23 protein-coding genes are annotated in these 20,476 nt (G+C 60.4%); 11 read left to right on the top strand and 12 right to left on the bottom strand.

Features of this window, described 5'->3' with window-relative positions:
* Positions 1-157 precede the first annotated feature (157 nt).
* Positions 158-1,723: a GH1 family beta-glucosidase gene (locus IEX36_RS15000; protein WP_188760396.1), complete on the bottom strand. Its 1,566-nt coding sequence runs from the start codon at positions 1,721-1,723 to the stop codon at positions 158-160.
* Positions 1,724-1,818: 95 nt separating this feature from the next.
* On the opposite strand from IEX36_RS15000, the gene IEX36_RS14995 reads away from it, so the two are divergent.
* The 6 genes from IEX36_RS14995 (at position 1,819) to IEX36_RS14970 (ending at position 7,056) form a co-directional block, all read left to right on the top strand.
* Positions 1,819-2,715: a LysR family transcriptional regulator gene (locus IEX36_RS14995; protein WP_188760395.1), complete on the top strand. Its 897-nt coding sequence runs from the start codon at positions 1,819-1,821 to the stop codon at positions 2,713-2,715.
* A gap of 95 nt (positions 2,716-2,810) precedes the next feature.
* On the top strand, positions 2,811-3,503 hold the full coding sequence (mtgA, locus tag IEX36_RS14990) for a monofunctional biosynthetic peptidoglycan transglycosylase (protein ID WP_229669049.1): 693 nt from the start codon (positions 2,811-2,813) through the stop codon (positions 3,501-3,503).
* Between the two features lie 60 nt (positions 3,504-3,563).
* Positions 3,564-4,523, top strand: a complete 960-nt coding sequence (locus IEX36_RS14985; protein ID WP_188760393.1) for an aldo/keto reductase — start codon at positions 3,564-3,566, stop codon at positions 4,521-4,523.
* A gap of 137 nt (positions 4,524-4,660) precedes the next feature.
* Positions 4,661-4,987, top strand: a complete 327-nt coding sequence (locus IEX36_RS14980) for a PilZ domain-containing protein (protein WP_229669048.1) — start codon at positions 4,661-4,663, stop codon at positions 4,985-4,987.
* Between the two features lie 3 nt (positions 4,988-4,990).
* A complete protein-coding gene (locus IEX36_RS14975; RefSeq protein ID WP_188760392.1) occupies positions 4,991-5,773 on the top strand; it encodes a response regulator transcription factor in 783 nt (260 codons plus the stop codon).
* Between the two features lie 32 nt (positions 5,774-5,805).
* Positions 5,806-7,056: an MFS transporter gene (locus tag IEX36_RS14970; RefSeq protein ID WP_308422324.1), complete on the top strand. Its 1,251-nt coding sequence runs from the start codon at positions 5,806-5,808 to the stop codon at positions 7,054-7,056.
* Positions 7,057-7,087: 31 nt separating this feature from the next.
* Here IEX36_RS14970 and IEX36_RS14965 read toward each other — a convergent pair whose 3' ends face one another.
* A complete protein-coding gene (locus IEX36_RS14965) occupies positions 7,088-8,746 on the bottom strand; it encodes a hypothetical protein (protein ID WP_188760390.1) in 1,659 nt (552 codons plus the stop codon).
* The gene (locus IEX36_RS14960) at positions 8,739-9,524 is read right to left on the bottom strand and encodes an ABC transporter ATP-binding protein (protein WP_229669047.1); all 786 of its coding nucleotides are present in this window, start codon (positions 9,522-9,524) and stop codon (positions 8,739-8,741) included. Before IEX36_RS14960 ends, IEX36_RS14965 begins: the two co-directional genes overlap by 8 nt.
* A gap of 59 nt (positions 9,525-9,583) precedes the next feature.
* Between IEX36_RS14960 and IEX36_RS14955 the strand changes: the two genes are divergently transcribed.
* Together IEX36_RS14955 and IEX36_RS14950 are read left to right on the top strand one after the other, a co-directional pair.
* Positions 9,584-9,889 (top strand): PadR family transcriptional regulator, encoded by a 306-nt coding sequence (locus IEX36_RS14955; RefSeq protein WP_188760389.1) that lies wholly within the window; start codon positions 9,584-9,586, stop codon positions 9,887-9,889.
* A complete protein-coding gene (locus IEX36_RS14950; protein WP_188760388.1) occupies positions 9,886-10,692 on the top strand; it encodes a hypothetical protein in 807 nt (268 codons plus the stop codon). The genes IEX36_RS14955 and IEX36_RS14950 overlap by 4 nt, the downstream gene beginning before the upstream one ends.
* Here the strand turns inward: IEX36_RS14950 and IEX36_RS14945 are convergent.
* A complete protein-coding gene (locus IEX36_RS14945) occupies positions 10,689-11,108 on the bottom strand; it encodes a hypothetical protein (RefSeq protein WP_188760387.1) in 420 nt (139 codons plus the stop codon). The two genes, IEX36_RS14950 and IEX36_RS14945, sit on opposite strands and share 4 nt — an antisense overlap.
* A 74-nt stretch (positions 11,109-11,182) precedes the next feature.
* Between IEX36_RS14945 and IEX36_RS14940 the strand changes: the two genes are divergently transcribed.
* The gene (locus IEX36_RS14940) at positions 11,183-11,434 is read left to right on the top strand and encodes a hypothetical protein (RefSeq protein ID WP_188760386.1); all 252 of its coding nucleotides are present in this window, start codon (positions 11,183-11,185) and stop codon (positions 11,432-11,434) included.
* Positions 11,435-11,500: 66 nt separating this feature from the next.
* Complete coding sequence (locus tag IEX36_RS14935) at positions 11,501-12,169, top strand: PEP-CTERM sorting domain-containing protein (protein WP_188760385.1); 669 nt, start codon at positions 11,501-11,503, stop codon at positions 12,167-12,169.
* 205 nt (positions 12,170-12,374) lie between these two features.
* Here the strand turns inward: IEX36_RS14935 and cobA are convergent, their stop codons facing one another.
* The 3 genes from cobA to IEX36_RS14920 form a co-directional block, all read right to left on the bottom strand.
* Entirely contained in the window at positions 12,375-13,115 is a 741-nt protein-coding gene (cobA, locus tag IEX36_RS14930; RefSeq protein WP_188760384.1) for a uroporphyrinogen-III C-methyltransferase, read from the bottom strand.
* Positions 13,112-13,780, bottom strand: coding sequence for a precorrin-2 dehydrogenase/sirohydrochlorin ferrochelatase family protein (locus IEX36_RS14925; protein ID WP_188760383.1), 669 nt, complete (start codon positions 13,778-13,780; stop codon positions 13,112-13,114). The genes cobA and IEX36_RS14925 overlap by 4 nt, the downstream gene beginning before the upstream one ends.
* 78 nt (positions 13,781-13,858) lie before the next feature.
* Positions 13,859-14,167, bottom strand: a complete 309-nt coding sequence (locus tag IEX36_RS14920) for a hypothetical protein (RefSeq protein ID WP_188760382.1) — start codon at positions 14,165-14,167, stop codon at positions 13,859-13,861.
* 248 nt (positions 14,168-14,415) lie between these two features.
* Here IEX36_RS14920 and IEX36_RS14915 point away from each other — a divergent pair, with 248 nt between their 5' ends.
* Entirely contained in the window at positions 14,416-14,871 is a 456-nt protein-coding gene (locus IEX36_RS14915) for a response regulator (RefSeq protein WP_188760381.1), read from the top strand.
* Between the two features lie 98 nt (positions 14,872-14,969).
* Here the strand turns inward: IEX36_RS14915 and IEX36_RS14910 are convergent, their stop codons facing one another.
* From IEX36_RS14910 to IEX36_RS14890, 5 genes are all read right to left on the bottom strand, one after another.
* The gene (locus IEX36_RS14910) at positions 14,970-16,691 is read right to left on the bottom strand and encodes a nitrite/sulfite reductase (protein WP_188760380.1); all 1,722 of its coding nucleotides are present in this window, start codon (positions 16,689-16,691) and stop codon (positions 14,970-14,972) included.
* Positions 16,692-17,028: 337 nt separating this feature from the next.
* The gene (locus IEX36_RS14905) at positions 17,029-17,766 is read right to left on the bottom strand and encodes a 16S rRNA (uracil(1498)-N(3))-methyltransferase (protein ID WP_188760379.1); all 738 of its coding nucleotides are present in this window, start codon (positions 17,764-17,766) and stop codon (positions 17,029-17,031) included.
* A 24-nt stretch (positions 17,767-17,790) separates the two neighbouring features.
* Complete coding sequence (locus tag IEX36_RS14900; RefSeq protein ID WP_188760378.1) at positions 17,791-18,414, bottom strand: hypothetical protein; 624 nt, start codon at positions 18,412-18,414, stop codon at positions 17,791-17,793.
* A gap of 152 nt (positions 18,415-18,566) precedes the next feature.
* The gene (locus IEX36_RS14895) at positions 18,567-19,487 is read right to left on the bottom strand and encodes an AI-2E family transporter (RefSeq protein WP_229669082.1); all 921 of its coding nucleotides are present in this window, start codon (positions 19,485-19,487) and stop codon (positions 18,567-18,569) included.
* Between the two features lie 273 nt (positions 19,488-19,760).
* Positions 19,761-20,321, bottom strand: a complete 561-nt coding sequence (locus tag IEX36_RS14890) for a shikimate kinase (protein ID WP_188760377.1) — start codon at positions 20,319-20,321, stop codon at positions 19,761-19,763.
* Positions 20,322-20,476: the final 155 nt, after the last annotated feature.

The following is a 20,476-nucleotide window of genomic DNA, read 5'->3' as shown; positions in this document are numbered from 1 at the left end:
AGAAGAAGGCATATCCCAGGGGCTGAAGCCCTCTGTTTTTGTGGCTGGTGTTGCCCGGACTGAAGTCCGGGCCTATCTCAGGAGCAACGACAAGGGCAACGGCAACAGCAGATTTCTTCGTGCGCTGTGGAATAGCTATCAACGCGGCACGTCGTTTTTAGACATCGAGGCGGTTGGAGGCGGCTACGCGGCTGTACCAGTGGCCGGAGTCTTTGATGATGCGCTCCTGAGTGCGGAAGTCGATGTGGATGAGGCCGTAGCGCTCGGTGTAGCCTTCGGCCCACTGGAAATTGTCGAGCAGGGACCAGGCGTGGTAGGCGCGGACGTGTGCGCCGTCGGCGATGGCGCGGGCGAGTTCGCTGAGCACCTGGCGGTACCATTCGATGCGGCGCGTGTCTGGTATGCGGTCGTTTTGTTTGGCGTCTGGGCCGTCGAGATAGCCGCAGCCGCTCTCGGTGATCTCGATGATGGGGTGGTTGTAGTCGCGCGAGATGCGAGTGACGAGGTCGTAGATGCCGCGCGGCCAGAGTTCGAGGCCGGATTCGGTGAGTGGGCCTTCGGTTGGCATGGTGGCGCGGATTTGGGTGTAGGGATCGCGCGCGCCGCCGGAGTCGGACTCGATTTCGGTGCCGCTGAAGCTGCCTCCGAGGGTGTGGGTGTGGCTGGCGTCGGAGACGATGCGGCGGGTGTAGAAGTGGAAGCCTACCCAGTCGAGCGGCGCGTAGAGGATCTTTTCGTCGCCGGGTTTGAAGCCCATGATCTCGTAGGGTGGTTCGCCGACGAATGCGTTTGGATAGCGGCCCTTCATGGCGGCTTCGAGAAAGAAGACGTTGTTCATGGCGTGGTAGCGCTCGGCGGCGGCGCGGTCGGCGGCGGAGTCGGTTTTCGGATAGGCGGGAGCCATCTCATAGGCGCTGCCTATGGTTGCTTTTGACGATGCGGCTTTCACGGCGCGGTGCGCTTCGCCTTGCGCGAGCGCGAGGGTGTGGGCGGCTTTGAGGAAGTCGGGGAAGCTGGTGCGGCAGGGAGGGAATGCTCCGGCGGCGTAGCCCATGAAGGCGATGGCCCAGGGCATGTTGAAGGGAGCCCAGGTGGTGATGCGGTCGCCGAGGTGTTTGGCGAGGATGCCGGCGTAGTCGGCGAAGTAGTTGGCGAGATCGCGGTTGGGCCAGCCGCCGCGGTCTTCGAGCGCCTGAGGGAGGTCCCAGTGGTACATGGTGCACCAGGGGCGGATGTCGGCGGTGAGGAGCGTGTCGGCGAGGCGGCTGTAGTGGTCGATGCCTTTCATGTTGGGCGCGCCGATGCCGGTGGGCTGGATGCGGGGCCAGGAGATGGAGAAGCGGTAGCTTTTGAGGTTGAGGCTTTTGGCGAGGGCGATGTCTTGCGGGTAGCGATGGTATTGGTCGCAGGCGACGTCGCCGGTGACGCTGCCACGGACTTTGCCGGGCGTGTGGGTGAACTTGTCCCAGATGGATTCGCCTTTGCCGTCTTCGTTCCATGCGCCTTCGACCTGGTAGGAGGCAGTGGCGGCGCCCCAGAGGAATCCGTCGGGGAAGCGGGCTTGCTGGATTTCGGAGTCGGGGATGGCGCCGGGCATCTGCGATGCGGGCAAGAGGCCTGGAAATTGGTTCGTGGTGGATGGAGCAGCATGGAGATCGTTTTCGACGAATGCGGACGCTGCTGCTGCCGCTACTGAACGAGTGACAAATTCCCGGCGATTCATGTCGTCTCCCATGGGTTAGTTCTCTTTCAAGAGATTGCCTAGATGAGGCATCGATGTCCAATGAAACATTGAACACATTTTGATAACGTTTGGTTATGAGCATGGAACTCGATGATTTGCGTTCGTTCCTGATCCTCTCGGAACAGCTTCACTTTCGGCGTGCGGCGGAGATGCTGCATGTGTCGCAGCCTGCGCTGAGCAAGCAGATTCGGCGTCTGGAAGACCGGATGGGTGGGCAACTGCTGATCCGGCGCTCGCGTGGGTTGCATCTGACGGCGGCGGGACAGGTGCTGCTGCAGCATGCGCGACACATCATCGAAGATGCTGAATCGGCTGAGCGGGTCACGCGTCTGGCGCTGAAGGGAGAGGCAGGGACGCTGCGAGTCGGGTTTGGAGTTGCGGTGCTGGCGCGTGGATTGCCGAACCTGATGATGCGCTTCAGGAAGCGATATCCGAACGTTGATCTGTCGGTGCGGAATATGTCTACATCGGATCAGACTCAGGAGCTTTGCGAGAGAAAGATTGATGTGGGATTTGTGCGTCTGCCCATTCGGGCGGAAGAGATTGCGACGATACCGATTGTGAAGGAGCGGCTGATGGTCGTGTTGAGTGAGCAATCGGCTTACGATGCGAGGAAAGGCCTGGCTGGTTTGCGCAATGCGCCGTTTATTATTCCGTGTCGCGCTGATTCGGCGAGCTTCTACGATCATGTGTTTCGTACCTGCAGGGCGGCGGGGTTTATGCCTACGGTGGTGCAGGAGACGGATGTGTTTTTCACGGCGCTGAACCTGGTGCGCGCGGGTTTGGGTGTGAGTATTGCGCCGAGTGCGGTACAACTAATGCGCGTGCCGCAGATACGATTTGCAGAGACGAGGGTTCCTGAAGGGGAATGGAATATCGGCATCGCGTGGAATCGGCGGAATGCGCGATCGGTGCTGGTGAAGAACTTTATTGCAATGGCCCGCAAGCACCTTTCGTCCACGATCAAATGAGTTGTGGGCCGGCTATGATTTCGGGCCCGGCTATTATTTTGAAGATGGCTGAAGGAGTGGGTGTGGGCTCGGGGACTTCGAGGTGGAAGAGATGGTTGAGGCCCTCCGGACGGCCTTCTGCGCGGTTTTCTGTGCGGGCTCTCGTGGTGTGGGTTGTCGTCGGGCTCGGACTGCTTTGGTCGCTGGCTGCGTTGACGATTGTTGGGCTGAAGTGGATTGATCCGCCGACGACTGCGGTGCATGTTCAACGGCGCGTGCAGGCGTGGGTTGATGGGGTTCCTTATCGGGAACGCTACACGTTTGTGCCGCTGAGCCGGATCTCGCCGAATTTGCAGCATGCGGTGATTGCTGCGGAGGATGCGCGGTTTTATCAGCACCATGGATTTGACTGGCAGGCGATGGAGATTGCGGCAGAAGGCGATATGGATGGCAAGCGGCTGCGGGGCGGGTCTACGCTGACGCAGCAGCTGGTGAAGAATTTGTTCTTCGGGACGAACCGCTCGATTTTGCGCAAGGGCGCGGAGGCTTCGCTGGTGCCGGTGGCTGAGCTGGTGCTGGGGAAGCAGCGGATTCTTGAGCTGTATTTGAACGAGGTGGAGCTTGGGCCGGGGATTTATGGTGTGGAGGCGGCGTGCCGGTCGTATTACGGGACGTCGGCGCGGAGTGTTGATCGGGACGAGGCGGCGAGGCTGGCTGCGGTGCTGCCTGATCCGCGGAGACGGCGGCCTCAGGCGATGAATCGGTATAGCGGGATTATTCTGCGGCGGATGGGGCAGATGGGGTGGTAAGGACGCAGTTCTTGCCCAAGCGAATGGACGCTTGCGTTGCGCACGTTTTATAAGGGAAGCATGGAAACGAAACAGCTTGGCAACTCGGATATGCGCCTGACACGGATTGGGCTTGGGACCTGGGCAATTGGTGGCGGTGACACGCCGTTTTCGTGGGGGGCGCAGGATGATAGCGATTCGATTGCGGCGATTCATCGTGCGCTCGATCTGGGCGTGAACTGGATTGATACGGCGCCGGTGTATGGGCTGGGGCATTCGGAAGAGATTGTGGGGCGCGCGCTTAAGGGTACTTCGCATAAGCCGTATGTCTTCACCAAGTGCGCGATGGTGTGGAACGAGAAGCGCGAGATCGCCAATGATATGACGCAGATTCGCCGCGAGATTGACGAGAGCCTTCGGCGTTTGCAAGTGGACGCTATCGATCTTTATCAGATTCACTGGCCGAAGCCGGATGAGCAGATCGAGGAGGCCTGGGGAGTGCTCGCGGATTTGAAGCGCGCGGGCAAGGTGCGGTGGATCGGGGTCTCGAACTTCAATGTCGCGCAGATGGAGCGGGCGATGAAGATTGCTCCGATTACGTCGCTGCAGCCGCCGTACTCGATGATTAATCGGACGGTGGAGGCGGAGATTCTGCCGTTTTGCCGGAAGCAGGGCATTGGCGTGATCAATTATTCGCCGATGCATTCGGGGCTGCTGACCGGGGCGATGACGAAGGAGCGGGTGGCAGGGTTTCCGCAGGATGATTTTCGTCGCCGGGCGAAGAATTATCAGGAGCCGCACCTGTCGCGGAACCTGGGTATTGCGGAGTTTCTGAAGGGCATTGCGGCGCGGCACGGTGTGCCTGTTGGGGTGATTGCGATTGCCTGGACGCTGCATAACCCGGCGGTGACGGCGGCGATTGTGGGCGGGCGCAGCGCGAAGCAGGTGGAAGGCGTGGCGCCGGCGCTGGAGTTTAAGATTTCAGATGCTGAATATACGGAAATTCTGGACTATCTGGATGGACATCCGGCGCATGATTAAATGGTGGGCGTTCTGTAAGTGACGGCTGGTCAGGGTCTTTGAAAGAAAGTTCTCCGGGATTGCACCAAGGTGCGATAGACTCCAGTGAGTTGGCAGGAAAGACTGAAGTTTGATTCGGAAGTGGGAAGGGAGGAGTTGTGGCCCAGCGGCAAAGGCGCGAGGCAGAAAATCCTGTTCGCACGGCGGTACGTTTTCCTATGAGATTGTCGATTCATGTGAAAACGGAACAGGGCGAGCTGGACGCGGTGACGGAGAATATCTCCGCCAACGGCCTGCTTTTTGTCGCTGACCAGTTGCCGGCCATTGACAGCAAGATAGAGTTCACCATCACAATGCCTTCCGAAGTCATGGGCTCGGAGACCGACGTTACGATACACTGCGTCGGCCGAATCGTACGGCACTCGGTCCAGGACGGAGAGAAAAAGGCAGCGGCGGTGATTGATGAGTATTTCCTAAAGGCCTGAACTATGACGGTAGTGAACTTCGACCAAACCCCTCACCCTGACGACGCACCGGAAGAAAGCATTCCACACGGTGGCATCCGCGTGATCCTCGCGGACTCGCAGGCGATCTATCGCGTCGGCATGAAGAAGGTCTTCGCGCTCGAAGACGATATTCGCGTCGTCGCGCAGGTGGAGACGCTGGCTAATCTGTACGCCGCTCTGCAACGTTATCCCACGGACGTGGTGCTGCTGGAAGGGCAGCTGATTGCGGGGACGACGGACGCGATTCCTGAGCTGGTTCGCCAGGCGCCGGATGCCAAGCTGATTGTCCAGGTCTCTGAGACGGACGAGTCCAACACAGTAGAGCTTTATCGCCGCGGGGTGCGCGGGGTGGTGCCGCGGTCGATCTCGCCGGACCTGCTGGTGAAGTGCGTGCGCAAGATTGCCGAGGGCGAGACCTGGATCGACAACCAGTCGATTAGCTGGGTCATTGAGGCGTACCGCTCGCAGGCGACGACACTGACCGATCCGAAGGTCCAGCCGAAGCTCTCGAAGAAAGAGCTAGCAATCATCAGCTGCATTACGCGCGGCATGCGCAATAAAGAGATTGCTTACCAGATCGGCACGACGGAGCAGGTCATCAAGAACTATCTGCGCAAGGTGTATGACAAGCTCGGCGTTTCGGACCGCCTGGAGCTGGCGCTCTATTGTCTGCACCATGAACTGCTGAAGCAGTACATGCATGACGAGAACGCCGCGGCCGGGCAGCAGGGCGAGGCGGCGCCTCCGCTGCGCGCGAAGCTGTAGCCACCTGTTAGCATCATCTCGACGATATGGCCATGATGCGCGAGCTGCGATCGCTGAACGCGGTCCAGCGGAATACCTTCTTTGCCTGCTTCCTCGGGTGGACGCTCGATGCGTTTGACTACTTCCTGCTGACGCTTTGCCTCACCGCGATTGCGCGGGACTTCCATACCAGCATTGAGACGGTTGCGGAGGCGACGTTCTGGACGCTTGCGATGCGTCCTGCGGGCGCGTTTCTTTTTGGACTGATGGCGGAGCGGTATGGGCGGCGGCCTACGCTGATGCTGAATATCGTCTCGTTTTCGACGTTTGGACTGGCTTCGGCGTTTGCTCCCACGATTGGGAGCTTCATGGTGCTGCGCGCACTGTTTGGGCTGGCGATGGGTGGTGAATGGGGTGTTGGCGCGGCGCTGGCCTTTGAGACTTTGCCTGCCGAGGGACGTGGATTTTTTTCCGGCCTGCTGCAGGAGGGGTACGTTGTCGGCAGCTTTCTGGCTGCTGCGCTCTATTGGCTGCTGTTTCCGCACCTGCATGGGACGGGGATGCTCAGCGCGTGGCGCGTGATGTTCATGATTGGCTCGCTGCCTGCGCTGCTGGCGCTTTATCTGCGGTTCAAGGTGGAGGAGTCGCCGGTGTGGCTTGCGGCGAGGGCAAAGGGGCAGAGTCTGCGTGCGAGCCTTCGCTGGAGTGAGCTGGTGCGCTATCTGCCTGCGTTTCTCTTTCTGATTGCGCTGATGACGGCGTTTAACTCTTTCAGCCACGGCACGCAGGATATGTATCCTACGTTTCTTCAGCATGACCATCACATTGTTCCTGCGCATGTCGGGCTGTTGGTGATGATTGGCAATCTTGGCGCGCTTGCGGGAGGCATCTGCTGGGGATGGGCTTCGGAGCGGATGGGGCGCAAGGGGGCGATCATCGCTGCTGCGCTGCTTGCGCTGCCGATGGTGCCGCTGTGGGCGTGGTCGCACTCGGTGGTGCTGCTTGGAGTGGGCGGATTTCTGATGCAGTTCATGGTGCAGGGCGCGTGGGGGATTGTTCCGGCACATTTGAACGAGCTGTCGCCGGGGCCGGTGCGCGCTATTTTTCCAGGGCTGACGTATCAGCTCGGCAACCTGATTGCCTCGCGCAACAATGTTTTCCAGGTCATGCTCGCGAACCGGTTTTCTGGTGGGATGCTCAAGATGGTGATGTCGGTGACGGTCCTAGTTGTGGCGCTTGCGGTGGCTGGAATTACAGCGCTGGGCAGGGAAGCGGCTGGCGTCGAGTTCTCCGGCGAACCATAGCGCGACTCCGTGGCAGATGCGTTGAATGAAATTAGTCGACGCCGAGGCCAAGCAGCAGAAATTCGCCTTCGATCTCGTCACCATCTTCGAGCCTGGCTTGTGAGCGGCTGCGCAGGATTCCGATCACTCCATAGGCTGCTGGAACAACGATGACCGAGGCCAGCAGCCAGAGTGGTTTGCGTTCGAGCCATAGCTCTGCACGCACCATGGCGACGCAGAATAACGGCAGGATTCCGGTGAACAGGGTCAGCATGAGGGGAAGGCTTGTCTTGCCTGGTGAACGCGGCTGTGCGAAGGGGATGCCGTGGTTGGCGAAGAGCAGGCTGTCGACGAGCACTGCGCACACGCACGCGCCGGTGATGGCTTGTACAAGAAGTGCGCGGGCGCTGAGTCCGGCGATCCAGAGGATTGGAAGCAGCATCGCAAGAGCTGCGAGCCCGCAGGCGAAGGCCCAGACGCGCGTAGCGGAGATGCATGCTTCGCGCTCGGCTCCGGTGACGCGGAAGACCCATCGTGCGGGGAGATTCAGCGGCAGCGCAAAGGCCATGCGGAGGCCGGCGACGATCCAGAAGAGCATGAGCGGCATGACGGCGTGCAATCCGTCGATGGAGAGCGCGGGGCGCAAGCCGCTGCCGCTGCTGACGAACGTGACCGCGCAGGCGATGGCGAGGGCGAGTCCTGTGCCGCAGTACATGGCGAGATAGACCTGATATTTGCTGTTGCGTGCGATGGTCTGTCCGATGAAGTAGGTGACTGCTCTGCGCGCGGGTAGCGGGACGATGCCTGCTACAAGCCTGTTCAATGGCACTGCAGGGCGGCTTCGCAGGCCGGTGGTGCCTTCGATTGCCATCTTCCTCATGCGCGCCCATGCAAGAGGATAGGTTGCTACAGCGAGGACAAACGCAATCGAGATGGCGCGGATGCCCGAGCGCATCATCGGTGCGGCGAACGGGGCGGCAGAGTGGCCTCGCAGCGCATGTTCGTAGATGCCGAGAAACCAGAACGACGGTACCCACAGGGCGTGCCCCAGTGGGATTTGCAGCGTCTTGTCGAGGGAGTCGCCGAAGCGTGCATACGACACCAGCAGGAGCCCCAGCACGGCGACGACGAGCGCCTGCATGATGGGCGAGAGGATGCGGAACGTTCGCGCGGGCAGGATGCAGATGAGGATTCCTCCTGCGGCCAGTATGGCGAACGCGCCGAATGCTCCGGAGCAGGTGACGGCAAGACATTGTGCCCAGGCCGTTCGCCAGAAGTGCTCCTTGCTGACGGCCGGCAGCATGAACACGCCGAATACATTCGCTGCGAAGAGGAAGAGGCCAAGGAAGAGTCCGAGGGCGGTGGCTTTTGCGGCGAGTGTGTCGCGCCCGCGCAGCGGCAATGGAGACAGCACAAGAAAATCCAGCGTGTCGGGAAAGAGCATCTCCCACTCGAAGATGGCTACGCCGGCCATGACGAGCATGGAGTAGAGCACGAAGAAATACTGGTCCTCGATGCGTCCCCAGGCGGTGCGCTGCGGATACTGGTTTTGCAGGAAGAAGGCAAGCATGAGCCCTGGCGCGGCGGCGATGGAGAGCGCGCGGACGATGGTGGTCACGGTGTCTCCGGTGGCCTGGATGACGTCGTTCTCGAAGAAGCGCCGGAAGAAATAAACCGTTAATGTGACGAAGACCGGTCCGCGCTCAGGCATGCTGCACCTTCATGACATCGACCATCTGGCGGGCTATGCTCTCGGTGTCGGTCTGCTGCACGAGCTGGGCGAAGACGCTTTCGAGGGTTGGGAGCTTCATCAGCGTGGTGAGCTCGTGCGGAGCGGCATCGGCCACCACTCTGCCCTTCGACAGAACGATGACGCGCTCGCAGACGCGCTCGACTACCTCCATGACGTGCGAGATGTAGAGAATGGCCTTGCCTTCGCGGGCCAGCAGGGCGAGCAGGTCTTTGAACATCAGGGCGGAGACGGCATCGAGGCCGGACAGCGGCTCGTCGAAGACAATCAGCCTTGGGTTGTGCAATACGGCTGAAGCGATCAGCACACGCTGACGCATGCCTTTGGAGTAGTTCACCATCGGGGAATACTGCGCGTGTTCGAGCCCGAGCAGCTCGAGCAGCGCGCGCGCTTTGGATTCGAGCAGCGATTCACGGATTCCACGGAGACGTCCGACGAGCTGGAGATACTCGAGGCCGGAGAGATGCGTGTACACCTGGGCCTCTTCGGGAACGTAGCCTAGTTGCGCCCTGTAGCTTGCCAGGTCTTCGCGTATGTCCCGGCCGTCGAAGAAGACTTTGCCGCGTGAAGGCTTGATCAGCCCGGTGATCATCTTCACGGTGGTCGATTTGCCGCTGCCGTTGGGGCCGAGGTAGCCGAGTGTCTCGCCGGAGTGCAGGGAGAAGCTGACGTCTTCTACCGCGGGAATACTGCGATAGGTTTTGGAGACATTGCGTACTTCAAGCATTGGGCTGGGCATGCTGCCTCCCTATGTAGTGTACTACTTTGTATTGCCTTGTGGTAGCATACTACATAGTCATGGCAGCGCAACGACTTTCTCATTCCGCCGCTCTTATCTTGAAGGCCCTGAGCCTCGGCTATCGCTTTGGCTTCGAGATTATGGAGGTGACGGGCCTGCCTAGCGGCACGGTGTATCCGGCGCTGCGGAGGCTGGAGCGCGATGCGCTGGTGCAGTCGGACTGGGAGCCGGAGGCTGAGGCGACCGAGAACGCTCGCCCGGCGCGCCGTTACTATGAGATCACCAAGACCGGCAAAGTCGCTGCGCTTGCCGCCACCGAACGCTATCCGTTGCTCGCTCGCCTTGTTCCGGAGAAACGCGCATGACACATCCCCTTTCGCCGCTATCGACTTCAGATCGCGTGCTGCTGCGCCTGATGGTGAGATTTGTTCCGATAGATGAGCGCGAAGACTGGCTGCGTTGCTGGCGTGCGGAGCTGTGGCATCGGCGTTATCCGCGCGCGCGGGTTTCTAAATCTGCGGTCGATCTTTATCCGGGGCTGGTGTCGGACGCGATGTGGCTGCGCGCTGAGAGCTGGCGCCAGGCTTTTACGGGCACGGCGTCGCTGTGTATTGCGTCGCTGGTGGTCGCGCTGCTTTTTGCCATGCTGCCTCTCCTGGTTTTCTTTGGAGGAGTGCATGGCCTGGGTGTGTTTGTCGCTGCCAACACGAATCTGTTTCTTTGCGAAGCTGCGCTGGTTGCGCTGGTGAGCTTTGCGACCTCTTCGCGCGTGGTGGAACATGCGTCACCTGCGGCGCCGTTCTCGCGGTTGCGCACGCAGATGTTTCTGGCGGCGAAGCTGGTGCTTGTGCTGCTGATTACGTTTCTTTTGAGCGAGGACCTGGCGCGGACCTTCTATGGGGTGCATCCGTTTACGGCGGAGATTTTGCAGCCCCAGTTTTTTGTTGTGATGGCGCTGCTCGGTCAGCGATGGAACTTCAGCGACCAGGATAGCCGCTGCAAGCACTGTCTGCGGGTCCTTGCGCTGCCGGCCCGGGTGGGCCGTCCTTCGTGGAACTTTCTCGATTCGAACGGAACCGAGTTTGTGTGCAAGGACGGCCACGGGCTGTTGAGTGTTCCGGAGATTGAGACGAGCTGGCGCCCGTCGAGCCGCTGGATCGCTGCCTAGCGACGGCCGTGTCCTTCGCCGTGCCAGCCGCCATGGTAGCCTTCGTGGCCGCCACGATAGTAGCCGCCACGATAGTAGCCGCCTCTACCCCAGCCTGGGTGTCCGTAGTAGCCGCGAGCGTAGTAGCCGGGGTGGTGGTAGCCCGGACGATAGTAGCCGCGATAGCCGTAGTACGGATGGTGATACCACGGGCCTGCTCCGATAAAGATGCCGTTTGCGAACCAGGATGGGCCGTAGTAGCCATAGGGGGCGCAGGCGTATGGGTAAGTTCCGTAGTAGCCGTAGCTGCAGACTGGCGGAGCGTATACGGGACCGCCGACGCCAACTCCGATGCCGACTGAGACCTGTGCGTGAGACGAGTAAGCTGCCGGGAAGAGCAGGATGCTAAGAAGTGCGAGATAACGTAAGACGCGCATTGGGAAGACTCCTGTAAAGCCCGGTGCCGTTCAGCTTGGGCCCTTTAGAATGCAGGCTTTTGCAGCCTGAATCCATGTTCATTGTGAACGCAGGATCGGTTGAAAAGTTGTGGGCGGAGCCTGTGGAGAATATGGTTTTTGGGTGCTCCCTGCTGCTAATGGTTGATAGATATCAAGTTGTGCAGTTGGAAGAGGGCGAATGTGAAAACAATGTGCAACTGGTGTTAGTCGAAGTGGAAAACATTTTCACACGGGGCGCTTTCGGAAAGGCTTTTGAGGCAGGAAATGCCCATTTAATTGCGATGTTGCGGCAAAGTTTTGCGTAAAGACGTTTGGCTGCTGAATTGCTTGCATAGTAAGTGCGAGCGATATCTCGCTCAAGGTCTGAACCAATGCGGCGCCTGATTCAATTCGTGCTTTTGGTGATGTTTGTTACAGCCTCGACGACGGGGATTCGCGCGTCGACGGACTGTGAACGATGGTTTATCGCCTATAAGCAGCAACTGGCCCATGCCAAGAGCATGCAAAGGATTGAGGCTGCGAGGCGTCGCGCGCGGATGTATGCCAAGCGCAAGCTCGCCGGTTACGTGAAGCCGACGACGCCGGTTCATCCCCATCCACATCGCAGACCGATGAGTCGTGAGGAGACACTGCGCCACTTCAACCTGGCTTGTGGCGTTCTGCCGGAGGAATCGACTGATCAGCCATTGATTGCTGAGGAGAAGCCACCGGCGTTTGAGCCGTTCGAACCGACAGATGACTTCCTTGCGCCGGATGATGGCGATCAGCAGATTGCTTCGTATGTTGCGCCGCCTTATGTTCCACCGAACTTTGGGCCTCCGAGCGAGAGCGGACCGCCGCTGTATGCTCCTCCGATTGGCGGCACGGGTGGTGGACCTGCACCTCACATCCCGAACAACCCACCGCCAAACAATCCGCCGCCGAATAATCCGCCACCGAATAATCCTCCGCCGGTGGTGCCAGAGCCGGGAAGCCTGGTGCTGGTGCTGACAGGAGCGATTGCTGCCGCGGGTGCGTTGCGGCGAAAGTTCCGGGGATAGCGTTCACTCTGGTTAGAGGTTTCTGTGCCGCCTGCATGCAACACTTTGCAGGCGGCCTTTTCCTTGGTGCGGATTTTTGCGGGACGGGTTGATTCGTGTGCGAGGTGGAAATGCAAAAGCAGATCCTCCCGCTTCGCGGAAGGATGACAGTTATTGAACTAGACAGTTATTGATTTAGTGGAAGGATGACAGCCTATCGATTTATTTATGTGACCTGGATTGCGTGGCCGATGAGCATGACGACCGGCGCGGGACCTACGGCTGCGTCTTCGAGCGTGGCCAGCGTGGATGCGTGGACGTGCTCCTCGGGTGTGCTGGCTTTGCTGACGGCGACGCATGGGGTGTTGGCAGGGATTCCTGAGGCGATGAGATCGTCGGCGAGGGCGCGGAAGTTTCGGCCGGGCATGTAAATGACGAGCGTGGCGTCTTCTGGGAAGGCTCCGGTCCATTTCGGCGTCAGCTCAAGTTTGCCTGCGGCGTGATGCGCGGTGGCGAAGATGAGTTTCGACGCGGAGCTGCGATCGGTCAGGGGTGTTTGCAGCTCGGCGGCAACGGCGAAGGCGGCGCTGATGCCGGGGACGATCTCGAAGGGGATATTTGCTTCACGCAGTGCGGCGATCTCTTCGCCTGCGCGCCCGAAGACCAGCGGGTCGCCGGATTTGAGGCGCAGCACGGAGCTTCCTTCGGCGGTGTGCTCGCGCATCAGGTCGTGAATGCCGGCCTGGGTGATGCGCGGCTGTCCGCAGCGCTTGCCGACGGGGATGATGTTTGCGGTGGGGCTGGCCAGGGCGAGGATCTCGTCCGAGACAAGGTCGTCGGGGAGGATGACGTCGGAGGTTTGCAGCAGGGCGAGCGCGCGGAGTGTGAGCAGGCCGGGATCTCCGGGGCCTGCGCCGACGAGATAGACGTGGCCGGGCTGGGCCTCGTCCTGCGAGTGCGCGTTCACGGCTTCACCTCTGCGTGGGGTTTGTTTGGGAGCGGATTGGGCTTTGGATTCTTGACGGCGTGCTCACGGGCGATGACGCGTGAGGGGCACTGCTCGTAGCCGCAGACCTCGCGTTGCGCGAGCTGATGGAGGAGCCAGCGGCGCTCTTCGTTCAAGGGCTCGGCGGCGACAACCTCGCGGCGCAGGTTGCCAAGTTCTGTGAGCCATTCTCCTGCGTCGAGGGGAAGCTGCGCGTTGATCTCCTTGCGTAGTTGCTGCGCGAGTGCGGGGCTTGCGCCTGCGGTGGAGATGGCAATCTGCAGATCGCCGCGGCGGACGACGGAAGGGAAGTAGAAGTCGCAGAAGGGGGGATCGTCTACGGCGTTGCAGAGAACGTCGCGCTCGCGCGCCTCCTGGAAGACGGCGCGATTGGTTGCGGGATTGTCGGTGGCGGCGACGACGAGGAAGTGTCCGGCAAGGTCGCCTGCGGCGTACTCGCGCCGGAGCCATTCGATCTCGCCTGCGGCGGCGAAGTTTGCGATGCGCTCGGTCACCATCGGGGCGATGACGGTGATGTTTGCCTCGGCGGCCTGGAGGGACTCGATCTTCGATTCGGCAATGGTGCCGCCGCCGATGACGATGCATCGGCGTGCTGCGAGCTTGAGGAAGATGGGGAACAGACTCATGATGGCCTGTTATCCATGATAGCCGCAGTTATACCGCTTCGAAGCAAATGCTAGTGCGACGCTGGGCAAATTGCGGATTTATGACGTGGGGGAGTCGGATTCGTCGGTCTTCCAGACGTAGAGAAAGTCTTCGTCGCTGGAGGTTGCGAGCGCAATGCTCTGGTGGCGCGCCGCACGGCTGAGGGCTGAACGAATGTTCTCCTTGGTATCGGGGAGCTGTGCGAGAGGAATTTTGAGAGCCGATCCCTTGATGAGCTGACTGATATCGCTGAGGATCTGCGTGATGATTACTTTGTGCTTTCCATCCCTACCCTTAGGAACATCAACCTGGAAGATGGATGCAAATGGCACACGCTTACTGGTAGGGACATCTTTCTTTTTGTCCACAGAACTCTCTCCTATGCAATCGTTAGCTTAACGTGACGTATACGAGATACTAATCTGACGCAAACTGTGAAACAACGGTTTCCTATATCGACAAAAAAACGCAGTCCTCGCTACGAAAAAACGAGATGGTGATTCGAAGAGAAGCATACCTGCCGATCACAAGAGCTTAAATAGTCCTGTAAGAAATTGATTTAAAAGAGTTAACCCGCATTGATCGCAGGGTGCTAGTGTCGAATTTGAGGTACTCTATGGACCACTTCGAGGTAATCCCATTATCAGAGGTACCGAGGAACGGCGAGCCGCAGCCAACGGACGACAGGCGAACGGTATTGATCGTGGACGATGAGGAGGTGATTGCAGATACCCTCGCCATCATTCTTGCTAAAAGCGGCTATGCGACGTTTTCTGCGTATAACGGCATAAGCGCGTTGGAACTGGCCGAAGCAATCGAGCCGGAGTTAGTCATTACGGACGTCATGATGCCGGGAATGACGGGTATTGAACTCGCGATCACTCTGAGGCAGAATGCGCCTGATTGCAAAGTCCTGCTGTTTTCAGGCCATGCTGCGGCAAGAGATCTTCTGCAGGAGCCATCCGTGGCAGCGAACAACTTTGAGATTCTGTCAAAGCCGATTCATCCAAGCGACCTGCTACGGCATATCCGTGAATGCCTGGACGGGCAATCTCTACGGTGTGCAGTTTGAAGTCGCGAGCGTTTTTCTAAAGCTCCAGCGAATCGGCGTCACTGCAAAAAAGAAGCGACCTGGTGCAGGCCAGGCCGCTTCTTTTTTGTTTTTGACGATTACTCTGCCGAGACGAATCGGCCGGCGCCGACGGGTGGAGCGTCGCGCTCGACGGCCGCGACCGTCTCGCCGTTGAGGTGAGCGCGGAGGGTCTCGTCGCTGGTGCGGCGGAAGTAGCTGCGGAGGTCTTCGCCTTCGGTGCGCTCGGCCAGGTAGGCGCGCAGGAGACGCTCGATTGCTTCGGGGCAGTCTTCGGCGGCGGCGCGATAGCCGATCTGGCGCGCGATGCCGGCGTACTTGCCGACGGCACCGCCGACGCAAAAGTAGAAGGCGTCGACCATCTTGCCGTCCTTCTTGATCTTCTTGCCTTCGAGGCCGAGGTCGGCGATCCAGCTTTGTCCGCAGGAGTTGGTGCAGCCGGTGATGTGGATGCGAATCTGCTGGTCGAAGCCGGGGAGCCGGTCTTCGAGCTCGGCGACGAGCCACTTGTTGAAGCCCTTGGTCTCGGCGATGGCGAGCTTGCAGAACTCGGTGCCGGTGCAGGCGATGGCGCCGCGCCAGAAGGCGGAGGTGTCGACGTTGAGGCCGAGCGTGTTGAGCTCGACGACGAGCGCGGCGGTCTTCGCATTGGGCACGTTGACGATGAGGATGTTCTGGCCGATGGTGGTGCGGAGCTGGCCGTCGCCGTACTTCTCGGCCAGCTCGGCGAGCTTCTCAAGCTGATCGCCGGAGACGCGTCCGTTGATGACGCTGGCGCCGACGGCGGAGAGGCCGGGCTGGAGCTGCGGCGTGATGCCGACGTGGTCGCGATAGATGTCGGCGGGCGGATTGTCTTCGCTGACCGGGCTGGGGTCGAGCTTGTAGCCGAGCTTGGATTCGAGCTCGGTGAGGAAGGTCTCGGCGGTCCAGCCGAACTTCATGAAGAGGTACTTGATGCGGGCGCTGGTGCGGCTCTCGCGGAGGATGCCGGCGTCGCGGAAGACCTCGGCGGTTGCGGTGGCGACGGCGATGGCCTGGTCCTGACGGACGAAGACGGGGATGCGCACGGCAATGTGCGGTTCGTTCGAGAGGCCGCCGCCTACGCGCAGCGTGTAGCCGATCTCCTCTTTGCCGTCGACGACACGCTTGATCGCGGTGAGCGCAGCGTCGTTGATCTCGGGGAAGCTGCACCAGAGCGGGCAGCCGGAGATGGTGAACTTGAATTTGCGCGGCAGGTTGTAGAAGGTGTCGTTGCCGTTGAGCTTGTGCGCGACCTCGACGGCGAGGGGGCTGGCGTCGATGAGCTGGTGCGAGTCGAGCCCGGCGAGTGGGCAGCCGGTGACGTTGCGGACGACGTCGCCGCAGGCGCCCTTGGAGCTGAGGCCGACGGACTCGAGTGCGTCCTGCACGTCGACGAGGCCGCCGATGGTGAGCCAGTGGAGCTGGATGTTCTGGCGGGTGGTGATGTCGGCGAGATTGTTGGCGTACTTCCTGGTGATTTGTGCGAGGACGCGAAGCTGGGCGCTGGTGAGCAGACCGTTCGGCAGGGCCACGCGCATCATGAAGTACTCGGTCGCTTTGCCTTCGCCGCCTACGCCGCCGGTGACTCCCTTGCCGTCGCCCTGGGTGTAGATGCCCCACCAGCGGAAGTAGGTGGACCACTCGGCCGGCACGGAGTCGCGGCCATCACGCGCATACTGCCGCACCTCTTCCCAGGCGTGCCAGGGATTTTTTGCGGCTTTGATGCGCTCGGCCTTCTGGGCCTTGGTCTCTTTCACGGCGGGTGCGGCTGGCGTGGTCATTTGAATTCCTTTTGAAATTTTTTCTGATGCCTGAAAATAAAAATGCCCACTTTGTAAGTGGGCGCTGGCAACTTTGCGTTTGAGATTGGTGACTGGCGTTCAGTCTACGAATCGAGGCAAAGACGGCGGCGCACACGGTCGCAACAACACGACATGCAACACGCTGCCATCATCTTTGCGGTAGAACTTGCCATTGCTTAATAGACTACTGGCGATGCGGGCAAGCGTCAATATATTCTTGGATGGAAATTTACGATGGTTGCGTCCCTGGGGGTGGGGCGGTCTTAGTATTTTCAATTACTTAGGGAGGCTTTGCCTTCGTTCAAGCTGTTTCCAGTCAGTTTGGCTGGAGGATAGAGGCGGCGATGGCGATGGCGGCGATGGCGGCGGTTTCGGCGCGGAGGATGCGGGGGCCGAGGGTGACCGGTTGCCATTGGTGTTGGGTGAAGAGAGCCATTTCGTCCTGCGTCCAGCCGCCTTCTGGGCCGATGGCTAACGCGGTTGTTGGTTGATGGTTGCTGGTTGTTGGTTGATCTTGTCTGAGCGCTTCGGCGAGTGGGGTGGCTTGCTCGGTTTCGCTTAAGAGGATGCGGATGGGGCTTTGTTCCTGTTCGAGGGCGGGTTTGAGGGCGATGGGGTCGGCTATCTCGGGGATGGTGGTGCGGCGGGATTGCTTGGAGGCTTCGAGGGCGATGCGGCGCCAGCGTTCGGCTCGCTTCGCTGAGGCTTGCGCGAGGTGCTTTTCGGTGCGGCGGGCGAGGATGGGTGTGATGCGTTCGACGCCCAGCTCGGTGGCCTTCTCGATGGCCCACTCCATGTGGTCGAACTTGAAGACGGCCAGCAGGAGATGAAGTGGGAGCGCTGAGTCGGACTCGAGCTCTTCGTGCAGGGTGAAGTGGACTTCGGTGGGGCTGACGGTGGTGATCTCTGCGCGGTGGAGGAAACCTCCGGCGACGACATCGTAGATCTGGCCGGGTTCGGCGCGGAGGACGCGGGCGAGGTGGATGGCCTGGTCTCCGGTGAGTGTGGCGGTGGTCGGGGACCAGGTGTCAGCGATGAAGCGGCGGCGCGTCATTTTTCGATGGTCATCGATCGACAGTTATTTGTCGATAGAGCCGGGCGGCGGCGTGTAGGTTGGCTTGGTGATCTCGCTGCTGCGCAGGATGGGAACGTATTGGTCACCTTCGTGGTAGAGATCGACGTCGAGCACGGCAGTGCGGCGGTGGTCCCACACGGATTGGGTGATGGGGAAGTGAAGGATGACGGTGCCATCGGCGGACTGGCCAGGGTCGATGACGGTCTCGCGGAGAAGTGGGGTGCTGGCGAACGGTTTGAGGGCCGGGTAGGACGTGAAGAGGTTGGGCAGGTCGTCCTTTTCAACGGCGCTGGTGGTGATTTGCTCTCCGTCCTCGGTGGTGATGGTGGCGGTGAAGTCCTTGAGGAAGATGGGGTAGCGGATGCGGTTGCTGACGTGGACGTTGGTGAAGACGTAGAGGTCGTCCTGGGTTTCAGTGCTGCCGACGGCGATGGACTCGCCCTTGATTTCGGTGTGGATGGGATAGACGATCGTGTGGGAGGTGCTGAGGTCAGCGGTGGTCTGCGGAGTGAAGCGAAGGACCAGTACGATCACCATCCCCAGGACAAAAAACGCAACGATGACCGGAACAAGAAGATTGCTTCGGGCGGGTTGGGGAAAAGCTGGTGTGGAGGTCGATAGGCTCATAGGCGAAAGTTTCTATCCCACTATTACATAAGTTTCGAAGTGATGTTACAGAAGTGGGAGGAGGTTGAACATGACACCAAAGTTCGCAAGTGCTGATATGACGTGCTATGACAGACGAGCCGGAGGTGGGATGGGTTTCAATGAATGATGAATCATAGTTCATCATCGTGGACTGCGTATTCCTGAAGCACCACAGTGATGAGGGCAGCAGTCGGGACGGCGACCAGGGCTCCGACGATGCCGGCCAGCGAAGTTCCGAGCAGCAGCGAGATAAGGACGGTGAGGCCCATGAGGTTGACGCTGGACCGCATGATGCGAGGGGTGAGGTAGGCGTTCTCGACGTTGACGTAGATGAGGTAGAAGATGAGGACGCCGCCCATCTTGGCCCAGGAGTCGAGCGCGGCGACGCAGGCGGCGATGGCGATGGTGAAGATGCCTCCTGCGATGGGGATGATGTTGAACAGGCCCATGAGGAAGCCCAGCAGCAGGAAGTAGCGCACGTGCAGGAGGCCGAAGACGATGGTGCTGGTGACGCCGAGAATCAGCATGAGCAGGCCTTGCGCGGCGAGCCATTTGCCGACTTTCTGGTTGGCATGATGGAGGGTGAGGTCGAGGCGCTCACGCTGGGGCTGGCGGAAGAGTGAGAGGAAGAAGCGGTAGGCCTTGTCGCCTTCGAGCATGAAGTAGACGCAGAGGAAGGCAGCGGTGAGGATGTCGAAGAGGTGGGAGAGCCAGTCGGGCAGGGCGGAGACGAGGTAGCCGGCGGTGGCGCTGGCGGCGGATTCGGCGCGCTCGGCGATGGATTCGAGGCCGAAGTGGCTGGCCAGGGGCATGCGCTTGAAGCGCTCGACGGTCTGGGGGATGCGTTGAGGCAGGTCGATGGAGAACTGATGCAGATCGTGCACGACGGGTGGGATCCCCGTGGTGAAGAAGACGGCCAGCACACCGACGACGATTGCGATGAGCAACACGATGGCGAGAGGACGCGATGGGTGGTAGGAGCCGATGCGCCAGGAGGCGATACGGTCGACCGCCGGCGTGAGTACGACGGCGAACAGCGCGGCGACGTAGATGATGAGGAGCTCTCTGAGGAGTACCCAGGCAATTGCAAGCAGAATCGCGACGCCGAAGGCGAAGAGAATGTGGCCGCGAACGGCGCGGCGGGAGGCTGCTTCGGCAGGAGTGGGGGCTTCGGGAAGGTTGATCAGCGCGGTGCTCCTTTGAAACTGCTATCGGGTTTGGATGCGGCTGATGCGGATTTGTTTTTACTGTAGCTGATAGATGTTCGTAGAAACAAAAGCAGGCCCCTCACCGATGACGACAAGCAGGAAAAGCAAGAGCTCGTCCTATTTTGCGATTGCTGCCAGGATGGCTTCGATGGTCTCGTTGGGCGTGCTGCTGGTGGTGTCGATGGTGAGGCGCGAGATGCGGCGGTAGAGTGGATGGCGGCGCGCGAAGCGGGCCTGGGCGGCGTCGAGGTTGGCGAGGACTGGGCGGCCTATCTCCTGCAACATGCAGCGATCGTAGAGCGTGGGGAACGGCGCGTCGAGGAAGATGGTGAAGGTGGCGGGGGTCTGCTCGATGAGGAGGCGGTTGGTGAGCTCTTCGGGCGCACCGCCGCCGAGGGCCAGGACGGTCTGGGTGCGGGCGAGCGCCGAGGCGATCGCGGAGGATTCGAGACGGCGGAAGGTGGCCTCGCCGTGGCGCTCGAAGAGCTCGGGGATGGTGGCGTTGGTGCGGGCTTCGAGGTGCGTGTCTACGTCGAGGAAGGTCCAGCCGATGCGGGAGGCGAGCAGGCGGCCGATGGTGGATTTGCCCGCGCCCATGAAGCCGGTGAGGACGATGCGCTTAATGTCTGCCGGGATGGATGCTGTGGCTTCGGTGATGGGGTTGGGTTGGGTGGTCATGGCCTCTCCTGAATAGTGTATTGATGACGGAATGAAAAAGCCGCAACCTTTGGGGTCGCGGCTCGTGAAGTTCGATGATCTCTGACGGGTTCAGGGGGTTTCAGAGAGACATGCGAGGACTCCGCTGGCCGCTGGGTAGCGCCAGTAGCAGAAGG

Origin of the sequence: Edaphobacter acidisoli (assembly GCF_014642855.1) — a bacterium.
Lineage (GTDB): Bacteria > Acidobacteriota > Terriglobia > Terriglobales > Acidobacteriaceae > Edaphobacter > Edaphobacter acidisoli.
This window is presented reverse-complemented; position numbering and strand designations above follow the sequence as displayed.